Genomic DNA, 13,223 nt, shown 5'->3' on the forward strand with positions numbered 1-13,223 from the left:
CCGCCGCGTGCCATTGCCGAAGGGGTGAAGGCGTATCTGGGCGGCACGGCGCCCGATCTCGATATCGAGATTGCAGGTCCGGGCTTTTTGAACATCACCCCGTCTCCGCAGCTTTATTCTGCCCGCGCCCGCGCACTGGCCGGTGATGACCGCACCGGGGCCGGCCGGGTGGATACCCCGCAAAAGGTGATGATCGATTTTGGCGGACCCAATGTCGCCAAGCCGATGCATGTCGGGCATTTGCGCTCGTCGGTCATCGGCGACAGCCTGCAGCGCCTGTTCCGCTTCCTCGGTCATGATGTGACCAGTGACATCCATCTGGGCGACTGGGGCCTGCAGATGGGCCAGCTCATCACCGAGCTGGAGGACGAGCAGCCGGACCTTCCCTATTTCGACGAGGCCTTTACCGGGCCTTACCCCGAAACCGCCCCGGTCTCGATCGAGGATCTGGCGCGGCTCTACCCGCAGGCGAGCGCCAAGGGCAAGGACGACCCGGCCCGGCAGGAGCGCTCGCGCAAGGCGACCGCCGAGCTGCAGGCAGGGCGCGCCGGTTACCGCGCGCTCCTGAAGCACTTCATCAACGTGTCCATTGCGGCGCTGAAAGATGATTTTTCGGCGCTTGGCGTGCATTTCGACCTGTGGAAGGGCGAGAGCGACGTCAACGACCTGATCCCGGGCCTCGTCGAGGATTTCAAGGCACGCGGCGTGGCTGAACTCTCCGACGGTGCGTGGATCGTGCGGGTGGCGCGCGAGGACGACAAGAAGGAGCTGGCTCCTCTCATCCTCGTCAGCTCGCAAGGCTCCGCGCTCTACGCGACCACCGATCTTGCAACCATTCTGGACCGGCGGCAGGAGCAGAACCCGGACCTTATCCTCTATGTCGTCGATCTGGGCCAGTCTGACCATTTCGAGCAGGTTTTCCGCGCTGCCATCAAGGCAGGCCTCGCGGGCGAGGGCGGTCTGGAGCACGTAAAGTTCGGCACCGTGAACGGACCGGATGGCAAGCGCCTGCGCACGCGCGCCGGCGGCACGTTCCGCCTGGCTGACCTGATCGGAGAGGCCCGCGAGCGCGCGCGCACGCGCCTCGCCGAAGCCGGGCTGGGCGAGACGCTGGATGCGAACGCGCTGGAAGATGTGGCGCGCAAGGTGGCCAATGCGGCCATCAAGTTTGCCGATCTGCAGAATTACCGCACGACCAACTACATTTTCGAGATGGACCGGTTCGTCTCGTTCGAGGGCAAGACCGGCCCCTATCTCCTCTATCAGGCCGTGCGCATCAAATCGCTGATGAAGAAGGCGGCAGGCGACGGGCTGGAGCCGGGCGAGATCCGCGTCTCGGCACCGGAAGAGGCTGCCCTTGTGCGCCGGCTCGATGGCTTCCACGGCGCGCTGATGCGCGCGCATGACGACCGGGCACCCAATCATCTGTGCGAGCACGTCTACAGCCTGTCGCAGGCTTTCTCGAGCTTCTATGCGGCCTGCCCGATCCTTCCCGAAAAGGATGAGGGCTTGCGCCGTTCCCGCCTCGCACTGGCCGAGCTGACGCTTCGCCAGCTTGAGCTGGGCCTCTCGCTCATCGGCATCGAGGCACCTGACCAGATGTAGGTAGGCGAGCGCCGCATGCAGATTATATATGCTTTAAATGCAAATAGCGGATATATATGCGTTAAGCCTGTCAGCTTCATCCTTGCTCAAATCGATGGGAAGGCGCACTTCAAACATCGGCTCTTTTCTAAGTACGTAACAATGTGTAATTGTATGTGGCGGATTGGCGCTGTTGAGGTCAGTGGGAGGCTTCTTTGAGGCTTTTTCATGATTATTTCCAACAGATATTTTCGGAGCAAAAATAGAATTTAATGGCTGCGCCGCCGATAGCCTCGTTTCATACCCTTTGCGACCAACTATATAATTTATTTCATAATATTCATCGACAATTTCCTTCATCAAGTCTCTTGCGAGACCAATATCTACTCTAAGGCGATCGGCTATATCGCTGGCTGTTATTTCATTCTCAATAACAGATGCGAGAACGTCTTTTAATTTTAACACCAAGGCTTCAGACATGACTACACAACTCCATTTGCATTTTGGCTTACTGCCAAGGCGCGAAATACCGACGCGGGTACGAGGGGGTACACTCGGGAGGGGTATCCTCCTCGCGCACCCTTTACCACACGAACCGCCCCCACCTCTTGGAGTTTTTGAGCGTCGTGGTGAATTTGTTTACGGGAAGCGCCTGCGCGTTTCATAAGGATGTCGTAGGAAACCACTGAGCGAAGCCTATTATACTGGGCGAGAGCGACTGAAACGCTATTTACATGGTTCTTATTCATAACATTATCTCCAACATTCAAGGCGACCAGCCAATCCGGTGCCTCAATGGGAACCCTATAGCGGCTATAAATCGTAAAGCAAGAATAAAAAGCAGTAAGTGATTAAAGGGGTGGCGTAGGGGAATTTCCGCTAACTTTGAGCCCTATAAGGCGTAACGTTTTGACAGGCGCTTATAACCAGAACATAAGCCTAGCGTATTTGAGTTATAGCTCACACTCTCGCTCATCGGCATCGAGGCACCTGACCAGATGTAGGTCTCAGGCACCGTCCGGGCAGAAGACCGGCGGCTCCATCGGCGCAACGATGCGGCCACCGGCTGCTTCGACCGCGCGGGCAAGATGGGGCATCTGACGGGCATCGAAGGGCGGATCGAAGAGCATCTCGCGCAAGCGGCCCGGAACGCCGGGCGTATCCAGATCGCGCAGGCGGTCATAGGCGGCCTCCGGCTCTCCGAGGATACGGTGCATGTAATAGCCCTGCATGCGGGCGCGCGGCTCGTTCAGAAAGGTCTGGCCCAGTTCGCGGGCGCGGGCGCCATCTCCGCTCGCGCAGACCTGGTAGATGTCGCTGAACAGCTTGGCGAACACGCCAAGGCTGCTCTCCTGGATGCGGGCATTGACCGAGGCAGCCTCTTCAATCGCGCCAATGGCGAGCAGCGCCAGATGGATCTCGATCAGTGTGACGCTGTGGAAGGGATCTACGGCCAGTGCGCGCCTGCCGATATCGGCAGCCAGAGCGTAATCGCGCGCCTTGCGGGCGTGCTGGATCAATGGTGCCCGGTTTTCCAGATCGGTTGCCGGCAAGGTCCGGTCGAGCCGCCGCACGACCTCCAGCGCCTCGTCATGATTGCCCAGCATCACCAGCGTGTTGGAATAGTGAAACCAGTAATCGGTGTCGTTGGGGCGCTCTTCCAGATAGGCTTCCAGCGCATCGCGCGCCGTATCCAGATCGAACAATTCCATGTCCCGGACGGCACGGTAGGCGGCGGCCTGAACCGGGTCACGCGCCGCTTCGATGGCCGCATTCATGCGCTGTGAGTAGGCCTGCCGGTAGGCTTCACCCGTCAGGGCATTGGGCGCCATGACGAGCGAAGGCGTATTGAGATAGCGAAAGACCAGTGCCGACAGGGCATGCGCTTCTGCAAAGCCGGGATCGATGGACCGGGCGCGGTCAAGTAGCGGCAAGGCGGCGGCCCAGCTCATCGAATCGCCCGTCCGGTTGAACTCGGTGATGGCGGCCTGTGCGCGCAGATAGGCCTCATAGGCGGCAATGGAGCGCGTGCCGCTATCGACCATGGCCTGTAGGGCCTCTGGGTCCAGCGCGGTGTCCAGTACGGTGGCAACGTGGGCGGCGATATCGCCTTGCAGGTCGAGAATATCGGTGAAATCGCGATCATAGGTGTCGGCCCAGCGCTGCAGGCCTGATCCGGCTTCCACCAGGCTCACGGTGACACGCACCCGGTCGCCTTCGCGCCGGACCGTGCCGGTCACCAGATGAGCGACGTTCAGCGCCTCGCCCAGTACGTTCAATGAGGTGCCCGGCTCGGATTCCAGTGGCAGGCTCGCCTGGCGGGACGCCACGCGCAGGTCAGGCGTGCGGGCGAGGGCGGCGCTGATCTCCTCGGCCAGACCATCGGCAAACCAGCGCGAATCCCCATCGTCGCTGAGGGTCTCGAAGGTAAGGATCGCGACCGATTTTTCCGGCGCCGCAGCCGGGCGCGAGCCAAGCGCCGACATGCCGATGGCTGCGGCCATGACCACCAGAAGGCAGCCCAGTACGCCCAGCACGGCAAGGCGCGGACTGATCCTGCCAGACCGGGCGGGCCGGTAGGTGAGGGTGTGTGCGCCTTCGCTGGTGGCGGCTGCGGACGCTCCGGCAAAAGCTGACGGCGTGGCCGCAGCCTGATCTGTTTCGAGTGCCGGAATGAAGCGATAGCCGCGTCCGTGGGCCGTCATGACCCATCGCGGCGCACGGGCATCATCGCCAAGCGCAATGCGGATTTCCCGTACGGCGGTGGTCATCACCGCGTCCGACACGCTCATACCGTCCCAGACCGCGTCGATGATTTCCGACTTGGTCACCAGAACCGGCGCGCGCTCCATCAACAGGGCGAGCAGGCGCAAGGGCTTGCCGCGCAGCTCCAGCCGGGCGCCGTCCAGCGTTGCCGTCTCGTCGCGCAGGTCCAGAACCAGCCCGTTTGCTGCCAGACGGCCTTGGCCGTCGCGGCCCGCCCCGCCCGCCTGAGTGTCCGAAGTGTCCAAAACCGCCTCCCCGTCGGGAGTGTTTATAGCGGTGTTGGCCGCCCGCGTCACCGTTCGGCCCGGCATAAGGCGGCGTTTGGCGAGGCAAAAAGCATCATGAAAACAATGGCCTGATAATTTTTCAGAACTTCCTCAGAACTCGCTGAGGATTTGCCGGCCGGGAATGCGGATAGCTCGCTCCTGTCGCGGCACACCACCGGTCATTCACCGGCGCCGCCCCACAGCAACGCCTGTAACAGGAGAGACCGCCATGACTGCCATCAAGACCCTTATCGCTTCAGCCGCCTTCGCCGTCACCGCTTTTGCCGCCTCGGCCCAGGCCCAGGAATTCAGCTTCACCTATGCCCCCTGGCAGATGCAGACCAGCGAAGGGCGTGCCCACGTCCTCAACCAGCTCGAGCAGCAGGTTCGCAGCTACTGCAATGTCGCCGAAGCGCGCGGCGTGCTGCAGACACGCATCGCGCAGGACTGCCGCGACCGCACGATGGCCCGCGCCGTCGAGCAGATCGGCGATGCCCGCATCCTGGCCCTGTACGAGGAGCGTGAGCGCAGCCGCCAGGCCTGACCGGACATCGCAGACATTCCGGTCTGCCCGACAGTTCCCCGGTCAGTTCCGGAATGCAAGAAAGGCCCGCCACTGGGAGGCGGGCCTTTCATCATTGCAGGGCTGATTTCAGCCCGGCGCCGGACTAGTCGTGCTCGATATGCAAGACCTCACCAGTGGAGCTGGAGATTTCCAGCTCGATCTCCTGGCCGTTCGCGCCCGCGCCATCGATCTCCCATTTGCGGCCGTCCAGATTGACGTCGCTGATCATGGTGATGCCGTTGGCTGCCGCGATTTCAATGGCGCTTTCGACGCTCAGTTCCGGCTGGTCCGGGCGGAAAAGCTGCATGTTCTCGTCGCGGCGGACAAGCTCGCCGGTCTGGGCCGAGATTGTCAGTTCCAGCTCAGTGCGCTCCTGCATGTAGCCGTCAATTTCCCACAGGCCGTCATCCATCTCGATCTCGTCGATCAGGGTCATGCCGTTGTCGCGGGCGATCTCGATGGCCTGGAGAATCGAAACCTGACCGGTTGCCTGCGCAAAGGCAGGCACGGCGAGGCCCGACACGGCCAGCGTGAGGGCGGCAGCGGAGCCCGACAGCATTTTCATCATGGTCGTCATGACAATTCCTTTCGTCGCAAGTGTCACAGGTGGCGCGAATAACTCTGTTGCAGCGCAAAAGGTTGCCGCCTCAACTGCAGACAATCTGCCCGCACGCACTGCCGCAGAGGGCTCTGGCGGCGATTGACTCGGGCGCGCGGAACACTAGTTTGCGCAAGCGAACGGGGAGACCTGTTCGTGATTAGGCACCCATGCGGGAGAGACCGGCCGAAGATGCCGGCGCCGAAGGCGCAACCGCCCCGGAAACGCTCAGGCCGCAGGACCGCTGGGACCGCCAACGCTGGAAAGCGGGTGATGGCCGATGCCACGCCCCACCGAAGGAGCAAGCGGCGCATGGGGTCAGCCCTGTTGCCGCGGGAATCTCTCAGGTCACGAGACAGCGGGGGCAAGGCTGCCACGCGGGCTGGTCCGCGCACGGCAGTGATTGCAAACCCGCGTTCAGGATTTCGTGACCCATGGCCGACACAGCAGACCTTCTGAAAACTCCGCTATACGACCTGCATGTCGAGCTTGGCGCGCGCATGGTCGAGTTCGCCGGCTATGCGATGCCGGTCCAGTATCCGGCCGGGATCATGGCCGAGCACCTTCATACGCGCGAAGCGGCCGGCCTGTTTGACGTCTCCCACATGGGCCAGGCGCGCGTGACCGGCGACGAGGCTGCGCTGGAAAAGCTGATCACGGCTGATCTCGCAAGCCTGGGCGCCGGCGAACAGAAATACACCCTGCTTTTGAACTCCGAAGGCGGGATCATGGACGATCTGATGGTCTCGCGCCCGGATGGCAACGGCATCTTCGTCGTCGTGAATGCGGCTACGAAGGGCGGCGATTTTGCCCACATGCGCAAGCATTTCGCGGGCAAGGCCGAGCTGCACGAGCTGTCGGACCGCGCGCTGCTGGCGCTGCAGGGGCCTAAGGCGGCGGACGTCTTTACCGGCCTCGTGCCGGAGGCGGGCAAGCTGGTCTTCATGCAGGCCGGTGTCTTCACGCTGGACGGTGTCGAGATCATCGCCTCGCGTTCGGGCTATACCGGCGAGGACGGGTTTGAAATCTCCATCCCGGCAGACAAGGCCGCGCACATTGCGCGCCTGCTCTTGGCCGATGAGAGGGTAAAACCGATCGGCCTTGGCGCACGCGACAGCCTGCGCCTTGAAGCCGGGCTCTGCCTTTATGGCCATGACATGGATGAGGCGCGCACACCGGTGGAGGCATCGCTCATCTGGGCGGTCGCCAAGTCGCGCCGGGAACGCGCAGACTTTCCGGGCGCCGCAAAGATCCTGAAACAGATTGCCGATGGGCCGGCGCAGAAACGCGTCGGGATCAAGCCGCACGACAAATCGCCTGCGCGTGAAGGCGCCGAGATCGTCCATGAGGGTGAAATTGTCGGCGTAGTTACCTCTGGCGGTTTCGGGCCGAGCTTTGGCGCGCCTGTCGCCATGGGCTATGTCCGCGCTGATCTTGCCAAGCCGGGTACGCCGCTGGAGCTGATGGTGCGCGGCAAGGCGCGCGCTGCTGAGGTTGCCAGCCTGCCGTTTGCGCCGCACCGCTTCTACCGGGGCTGATTTTTTCTTTTTTGACGGGGAGTTACCATCATGACCACCTATTTCACCAAAGACCATGAATGGGTCCGCATCGAGGGCGATATCGCCGTCATCGGCATTACCCAGTACGCCACCGAGCAACTGGGCGACGTGATCAGCGTCGAGCTGCCGGACGTCGGCAAGAGCTTCAAGAAAGGCGCCGAGATCGCCGTGGTGGACTCGGTCAAGACCGCCGCCGAGGTCTATGCGCCGGTGTCGGGCGAAGTCGTCGAGATCAATGACGGCATCGAGGACGCCCCGCAAATCGTCAATGACGAGCCGCTGGCTGGCGGCTGGTTTGCCAAGCTGAAGATTGCCGACAAGGGCGATCTGGAAGGCCTGATGGACGAGGCGGCCTACGCCAAGCTCGTCGGCTAGCAAGTGAATACACCTTGCGTGTCTCCGGCCCTGTCCCGTCAACGGGCAAAGGGCCGGGACCGGAGGGGATGTGACCAAGGTTCAACCTGACGAAGGCGAATGCAACGATGCGCTATCTGCCGCTTACCCCTGAAGACCGCACCGAAATGCTGGGCGTCATTGGCGTCAGCTCCATCGATGCGCTGTTTGCCGATGTGCCGGAAGCGGCGCGCCTTGACGGTCCGGTCAACCTGCCGCGCCGGGCGACCGAGCTGGAAGTGGAGCGCATCTTTGCCCGCATGGCGAAGAAGAACACCACCGCCAGCGAGGCGGCCTTCTTCGTCGGCGCAGGCGCCTACAAGCACCATGTTCCGGCCACGGTGGACCATCTGATCCAGCGCTCCGAATTCCTCACCGCCTACACGCCCTATCAGCCGGAAATCAGCCAGGGCACGCTGCAGACCCTGTTCGAGTTCCAGACGCAGGTCGCGCGCCTGACCGGCATGGATGTGGCCAACGCCTCCATGTATGACGGCTCGACCTCTTGCGCCGAGGCGGTGCTGATGGCGGCCCGGGTGACCAAGCGTTCGCGCGCAGTCCTGTCGGGCAATCTGCACCCGCACTATGCCGAAGCGACGCGCACGCTCGCCCGCTACATGAATATCGACATTGCCGCCAAGGCCCCGGTGCCGGGCGGGCTGGATGATGTCATCAGCCAGATCGACGATGAGACGGCCTGCGTTGTCGTCCAGAACCCGGACGTGTTCGGCGGAATCCATGATCTGCGCCCGATTGCCGAGGCTGCCCATGCCAAGGGCGCGCTGCTGATCGCGGTCTTCACCGAAGTCGTGTCGCTGGGCCTTGTTGAAAGCCCGGGCGCAATGGGCGCCGACATCGTGGTCGGCGAGGGCCAGTCCATTGGTGTCGGCCTGCAGTTCGGCGGGCCGTATGTGGGCCTGTTTGCCTGCCGCAACGACAAGAACTTCATCCGCAACATGCCGGGCCGTCTTGCCGGTGAGACCGTCGATGCCGATGGCCGCCGGGGCTATGTGCTGACGCTCTCCACGCGCGAGCAGCACATCCGCCGTGACCGGGCGACGTCGAATATCTGCACCAATTCCGGTCTGATGGCGCTCGCCTTCACGATCCACATGACGCTGCTGGGCGAGAAGGGTCTCAAACACCTTGCCGCGCTCAATCACGAGCGGGCGGTGGAACTGGCCGACGCGCTTTCCGCCGTGCCGGGCGTGAGCGTGGAGACCGGGGCCTTCTTCAACGAGTTCACGGTGAAACTGCCGAAGGACGCGGCCTCCGTCACTGAAAGCCTGATCGCCAAGGGCGTGCTGGCCGGTGTGCCCGCCAGCCGCCTCTATCCGGGCGCGGGGCTGGATGACCGTCTCATCATTGCCGCCACCGAAACCAATACCGACGCCGATATCGCCCTGTTCGCATCCGCGCTCAAAGAGGTGCTCTAGCCATGGCCATGAACCAGATGGGACGCCCGACGCGTCCGAACGCCAATGCCGCCACGGGTGGCTATGCCGATACGATCTCCGGCTCTCGCGGCCTTGATCAGGCCGAGCCGCTGATTTTCGAGCGCGGACGCACCGACCTGACCGGCGTCGACCTGCCGCCGCTGAAAGGGGCAAAGACGCGCCTGGGCGGGCTGGAGCGCACGAGCGAGATCGGCCTTCCCGGCCTCGCCGAGCCGGAAGCCATGCGCCACTATGTGCGCCTCAGCCGGAAGAATTACGCGATCGATCTCGGTCTCTACCCGCTCGGCTCGTGCACGATGAAGCACAATCCGCGTCTGAACGAGAAGATGGCGCGCCTGCCGGGCTTTGGTGACATCCACCCGCTGCAGCCGCAATCGACGGTGCAGGGCGCGCTGGAGCTGATCGGCGAGCTTGCCCACTGGCTGATGACGCTGACGAATACCCCTTGTGTCGCGATGAGCCCGAAAGCGGGCGCGCATGGCGAGCTGTGCGGCATGATGGCCATTCGCGCGGCGCTGGATGCACGCGGTGAGACCGGCCGCCGCCGCGTGCTGGTGCCGGAAAGCGCCCACGGCACCAACCCGGCAACCGCCGTGCAGTGCGGCTTCTATTGCGATGAAATCCCGGCAGGTCCCGATGGCCGCGTCGACATGGAGGCTTTCAAGGCGAAGCTGGGCGATGATGTTGCCGGCATCATGCTGACCAACCCGAATACGTGCGGCCTGTTCGAGCGTGACATCCGGGAAATCGCCGACCTGATCCATGAGGCGGGCGGCTATTTCTACTGCGATGGCGCGAACTTCAACGCCATTGTCGGCCGGGTGCGCCCCGGCGATCTTGGCATCGACGCCATGCACATCAATCTACACAAGACCTTCTCCACCCCGCATGGTGGCGGTGGTCCCGGCTCCGGCCCGACTGTGTTCTCCGAAGCGCTCGCGCCGTTCGCGCCGGTGCCCTACGTCGTCAGGAAAGGCGAGGGCTGGCACATGGTCGAGCACGAGGAAGAGGCCCGCAGCGATGGCGCGAAGCCCTTCGGCCGCATGGTCGCCTTCCATGGCCAGATGGGCATGTTCACGCGCGCGCTCTCCTACATGCTCAGCCACGGCTCTGACGGGCTGCGCCTGGTGGCAGAGGACTCGGTGCTGAATGCCAACTACATCCTCGCCCGCCTGAAGCATGTGATGACGCCCGCCTTTGAAGGCACCTGCATGCACGAAGCGCTCTTTGATGACCGCTTCCTCAAGGATACCGGCGTCACCACGCTCGATTTTGCCAAGGCGATGATCGACGAGGGCTATCACCCGATGACCATGTACTTCCCGCTGGTGGTGCATGGCGCGATGCTGATCGAGCCGACCGAGACCGAAAGCAAGTCCGGCCTCGACCGGTTCTGCGATGTGCTGGAAGGCCTCGCGACGGCGGCAAAGTCCGGTGACACGGCGCGGTTCGTGTCCGCCCCGGTGCATGCGCCGGTCAAGCGCCTCGACGAGACGCGCGCGGCGCGCAATCCGGTTCTGGTCTGGCAGGAAGCCGAAGACCAGCCGCAGGCCGCCGAATAGGCCTATCCCTGTTGTGATCCGGCGGGCCCGTCACGGACCGCCGGATCCTCATGGGCCGCCGGTGCCCGGCGGGTATGTTGCGTGCCCCTGAACAGCCGGTCGCCCAGCCGGCGCGTAAACTTCAGGGCCGGAAATTCCAGCCAGTGGAATGCGAGGCCTGCCACCACGACGCTGAGCGTTGTGGAAACCAGCAGGAAGGCGAGGCTCGCCAGCGGTCCGAAATCGGGTAGCGCGCTGACCCAGATACGCACCAGTCCCGACAGGACGAGAAGGTGGCAGAGATAGAGCGCGTAGGACCAGTCGCCGAGGCGCACCAGCCATCCCGGCGCCTTCAGGGCGCCCTGCATCTCCAGACTGATCACACCATAGGCAATTAGAGCGCCCGGTACGGCAAACGCCGCCACGCGGCTCCAGCCGGAGGGAAAATCCTCTGCGCCCTGCGGCCAGACCAGCCAGCATGCTGCGGCCAGCCACACAGCTGCGGCGACTAGTGCGGCGCGCGCCAGACGCCGCTCGCCCGACATGATGAGAATGCCGGCACACGCGCCCAGAATGAACTCGATCGTCAGCGGGTTGACGATCAACGTGCCAATGGCGGGAAGCCCGTCCAAAAGGAGCGAACCTGCGACCACCAACCCCGCCCAACCTGCCAGCAGGAGCGGCAGCCAGCGTTCAGGCAGGCACAGGAAGGCGGCAAAGGCGAGGTAGAAGTATATCTCGTGGGTCAGCGTCCAGCCGACATGCAGGACGGGCAGCGCGTTGTCTATCGGCCACAAGGTGAAGGACTGCCACAGGTGCAGGTCTGACAGATCGCGGGTCAGTGATCCGGGAATGGCGATATAGGCGGCCAGCGCCAGAAGCGTGAAGACCCAGTAGACGGGGTAGATCCGGGTAAAGCGGGCATAGACGAAGCGGCCGATAAAGGGCGCATCGCCGCGCGGCTTGCCGGTTGTGATGTAGACCATCACGAAACCGGAGATCACGAAGAACAGGTCCACGCCTGCAAAGCCCAGTATCCAGCTGCCATCCGATACGGGCTGTTCAAAAAAGCGGCCATCGATCTGGGAGGCATGGGCGGCCAGTACCAGCAGCGCTGCAACGGCGCGAAGCGCCTGCAGGGTATGGAGGGGCAGTACGGCAGAATGCATGCGTCACGGGCCTTCCAGAGCGGGCAGGCGACGCTAGCCGGTCGCGTGTGGGCGGGCAATGCGCTGCGGCGGGTGAGGGAACCGGCTCTCTGTCTGACCGGTTAACAAGACAGGGAGATGCAAGATGACCTATATCGACATGATACCGCCGCGTGCATCGCAATTACGCCATAATTGGCAGGCGGATAATCGCGTGGAAGTCACACCTGTGCGGAAATGGCTGCATGCGCTCTTGCGCAATGCCAGCTTCGCATCACATTCCCCGTCACATGCTCTTTCGGCCGAGGAGTTTTCGCTGGTCATGAACGATGCCGTCAACGAGTTCAGCAAATCCCGTATTGGCGGGGTTATCGTACTCGTTCTGCGCGCGATTGGCGTGGCACTTGGCCTTTTCCTGCTGGCGATCGCCATTCCGCTCTTCTTCCTGCCGATCCCGCTGGGCCTGCCGCTCTTCATCCTGTCGGCACTGCTGCTGGCTGCCTCCTCGCAGACGGCGCACGGCATCGTCACAGGCGTGCTCAAGCGCTTCCCGCCGGTCTGGAACCGGGTCAAGCGGATGTTTGGCGACAAGGACTAGACGCCTCTGCATCGCGAACAAAATAAACGGGGCCCGTTCGGGGCCCCGTTTTCGTATTCAGGCAGGCGAAAAGCCTAGTTCAGACGCTCGGCCAGTTCACCGGCGGCATTCTTCACCAGCGCATTGCGCTGCGTCTTGGTCAGCTTTTCAGACAGCAGCTTGGCAGCAGCATCGACCGCAATCTCGGCGGCCAGAGCCTTGACGTCCTTCGCCGCTTGCGCTTCGGCCTGCGCGATGCGCTGTTCGGCGAGGGCGGTGCGGCGCTCGATGCGCTGGGCCAGTTCCTTGCGGGCCGTCTCGCGGATGAACTCCGCGTCGAGTTTCGCCTTCTTGACGATTTCTTCGGCTTCGCTCGCCGCGTCGCGCTGCTGGCGCTCATAGCGGGCGAGGATTTCCTGGGCTTCCTCGCGCAGGCGGCGGGCTTCATCGAGCTCGTTGCGGATCGCGTCGGCGCGATTGTCGAGGCTCTTGGCCAGCACCTTGTGCACGCCAAAGCGCCACAGAAGGGCGAAGAACAGGATCAGACCCAGGAAGGTCCAGAACGAGGTGTCCTGCAGCAGATAGCTCATCGTGCGGCCTCCTGGCTGCGAACGGCGTCCACGGCGGCTTCAGCCTCGTCACGCTTCACGGTGAGTTCGGCCAGATGCTCGGTGATGGTGCCGGCGACGTCAGCCGCGACATTGCGCACTTCGGCCAGCGCCGCATTGCGCGCTTCGCCGATGCGGGCCTCGGCCTCGGCCTGACGGCC

General features: G+C 63.2%; 12 protein-coding genes, 1 pseudogene and 2 riboswitches. Of the genes and pseudogenes, 7 read left to right on the forward strand and 6 right to left on the reverse strand.

Going from position 1 to position 13,223, the window contains the following annotated elements; translation table 11 throughout:
* On the forward strand, positions 1-1,605 hold a 1,605-nt coding region (gene argS, locus ACTS2Z_RS00945; RefSeq protein ID WP_442571361.1), incomplete at its 5' end, for an arginine--tRNA ligase.
* Positions 1,606-1,638: 33 nt separating this feature from the next.
* On the opposite strand, the gene ACTS2Z_RS00950 is transcribed toward argS, so the two are convergent.
* Together ACTS2Z_RS00950 and ACTS2Z_RS00955 are read right to left on the reverse strand one after the other, a co-directional pair.
* Entirely contained in the window at positions 1,639-2,064 is a 426-nt protein-coding gene (locus tag ACTS2Z_RS00950; RefSeq protein WP_442571362.1) for a hypothetical protein, read from the reverse strand.
* Between the two features lie 527 nt (positions 2,065-2,591).
* Positions 2,592-4,595: a winged helix-turn-helix domain-containing protein gene (locus ACTS2Z_RS00955; protein WP_442571363.1), complete on the reverse strand. Its 2,004-nt coding sequence runs from the start codon at positions 4,593-4,595 to the stop codon at positions 2,592-2,594.
* 250 nt (positions 4,596-4,845) lie between these two features.
* Here ACTS2Z_RS00955 and ACTS2Z_RS00960 point away from each other — a divergent pair, with 250 nt between their 5' ends.
* On the forward strand, positions 4,846-5,160 hold the full coding sequence (locus ACTS2Z_RS00960) for a UrcA family protein (protein ID WP_442571364.1): 315 nt from the start codon (positions 4,846-4,848) through the stop codon (positions 5,158-5,160).
* 124 nt (positions 5,161-5,284) lie between these two features.
* Here ACTS2Z_RS00960 and ACTS2Z_RS00965 read toward each other — a convergent pair whose 3' ends face one another.
* Positions 5,285-5,758 carry a PepSY domain-containing protein gene (locus ACTS2Z_RS00965; protein ID WP_442571365.1) on the reverse strand — a complete coding sequence of 158 codons (474 nt, stop codon included), beginning with the start codon at positions 5,756-5,758 and terminating at the stop codon, positions 5,285-5,287.
* Between the two features lie 184 nt (positions 5,759-5,942).
* Positions 5,943-6,033, forward strand: a riboswitch (glycine riboswitch).
* Positions 6,034-6,148: riboswitch (glycine riboswitch) on the forward strand.
* A gap of 65 nt (positions 6,149-6,213) precedes the next feature.
* Here ACTS2Z_RS00965 and gcvT point away from each other — a divergent pair.
* The 4 genes from gcvT (at position 6,214) to gcvPB (ending at position 10,750) form a co-directional block, all read left to right on the forward strand.
* The gene (gene gcvT, locus ACTS2Z_RS00970) at positions 6,214-7,317 is read left to right on the forward strand and encodes a glycine cleavage system aminomethyltransferase GcvT (RefSeq protein WP_442571366.1); all 1,104 of its coding nucleotides are present in this window, start codon (positions 6,214-6,216) and stop codon (positions 7,315-7,317) included.
* A 30-nt stretch (positions 7,318-7,347) separates the two neighbouring features.
* A complete protein-coding gene (gene gcvH / locus ACTS2Z_RS00975; RefSeq protein WP_442571367.1) occupies positions 7,348-7,713 on the forward strand; it encodes a glycine cleavage system protein GcvH in 366 nt (121 codons plus the stop codon).
* 107 nt (positions 7,714-7,820) lie between these two features.
* The gene (gene gcvPA / locus ACTS2Z_RS00980) at positions 7,821-9,167 is read left to right on the forward strand and encodes an aminomethyl-transferring glycine dehydrogenase subunit GcvPA (RefSeq protein ID WP_442571368.1); all 1,347 of its coding nucleotides are present in this window, start codon (positions 7,821-7,823) and stop codon (positions 9,165-9,167) included.
* 2 nt (positions 9,168-9,169) lie between these two features.
* Positions 9,170-10,750, forward strand: coding sequence for an aminomethyl-transferring glycine dehydrogenase subunit GcvPB (gene gcvPB / locus ACTS2Z_RS00985; RefSeq protein WP_442571369.1), 1,581 nt, complete (start codon positions 9,170-9,172; stop codon positions 10,748-10,750).
* 2 nt (positions 10,751-10,752) lie between these two features.
* Here gcvPB and ACTS2Z_RS00990 read toward each other — a convergent pair whose 3' ends face one another.
* On the reverse strand, positions 10,753-11,898 hold the full coding sequence (locus tag ACTS2Z_RS00990) for an acyltransferase family protein (protein ID WP_442571370.1): 1,146 nt from the start codon (positions 11,896-11,898) through the stop codon (positions 10,753-10,755).
* A gap of 124 nt (positions 11,899-12,022) precedes the next feature.
* On the opposite strand from ACTS2Z_RS00990, the gene ACTS2Z_RS00995 reads away from it, so the two are divergent.
* The gene (locus ACTS2Z_RS00995) at positions 12,023-12,475 is read left to right on the forward strand and encodes a hypothetical protein (protein ID WP_442571371.1); all 453 of its coding nucleotides are present in this window, start codon (positions 12,023-12,025) and stop codon (positions 12,473-12,475) included.
* 74 nt (positions 12,476-12,549) lie between these two features.
* Here the strand turns inward: ACTS2Z_RS00995 and ACTS2Z_RS01000 are convergent, their stop codons facing one another.
* Together ACTS2Z_RS01000 and ACTS2Z_RS01005 are read right to left on the reverse strand one after the other, a co-directional pair.
* A complete protein-coding gene (locus ACTS2Z_RS01000; RefSeq protein ID WP_442571372.1) occupies positions 12,550-13,044 on the reverse strand; it encodes a F0F1 ATP synthase subunit B family protein in 495 nt (164 codons plus the stop codon).
* Positions 13,041-13,223, reverse strand: a pseudogene (locus ACTS2Z_RS01005) (hypothetical protein); the annotation flags it as partial. The gene ACTS2Z_RS01000 and the pseudogene ACTS2Z_RS01005, both read right to left, overlap by 4 nt.

Origin of the sequence: Glycocaulis sp. (genome assembly GCF_052168375.1) — a bacterium.
In the GTDB taxonomy this organism is placed as follows: domain Bacteria; phylum Pseudomonadota; class Alphaproteobacteria; order Caulobacterales; family Maricaulaceae; genus Glycocaulis.

Excerpts from the sequence above, each read along its gene's own strand:
- ACTS2Z_RS00950 (WP_442571362.1), bottom strand. The coding sequence starts at position 2,064 with ATGTCTGAAGCCTTGGTGTTAAAATTAAAAGACGTTCTCGCATCTGTT.
- ACTS2Z_RS00960 (WP_442571364.1), top strand. The coding sequence starts at position 4,846 with ATGACTGCCATCAAGACCCTTATCGCTTCAGCCGCCTTCGCCGTCACC.
- ACTS2Z_RS00965 (WP_442571365.1), bottom strand. The coding sequence starts at position 5,758 with ATGACGACCATGATGAAAATGCTGTCGGGCTCCGCTGCCGCCCTCACG.
- gcvT (WP_442571366.1), top strand. The coding sequence starts at position 6,214 with ATGGCCGACACAGCAGACCTTCTGAAAACTCCGCTATACGACCTGCAT.
- gcvH (WP_442571367.1), top strand. The coding sequence starts at position 7,348 with ATGACCACCTATTTCACCAAAGACCATGAATGGGTCCGCATCGAGGGC.
- gcvPA (WP_442571368.1), top strand. The coding sequence starts at position 7,821 with ATGCGCTATCTGCCGCTTACCCCTGAAGACCGCACCGAAATGCTGGGC.
- gcvPB (WP_442571369.1), top strand. The coding sequence starts at position 9,170 with ATGGCCATGAACCAGATGGGACGCCCGACGCGTCCGAACGCCAATGCC.
- ACTS2Z_RS00990 (WP_442571370.1), bottom strand. The coding sequence starts at position 11,898 with ATGCATTCTGCCGTACTGCCCCTCCATACCCTGCAGGCGCTTCGCGCC.
- ACTS2Z_RS00995 (WP_442571371.1), top strand. The coding sequence starts at position 12,023 with ATGACCTATATCGACATGATACCGCCGCGTGCATCGCAATTACGCCAT.
- ACTS2Z_RS01000 (WP_442571372.1), bottom strand. The coding sequence starts at position 13,044 with ATGAGCTATCTGCTGCAGGACACCTCGTTCTGGACCTTCCTGGGTCTG.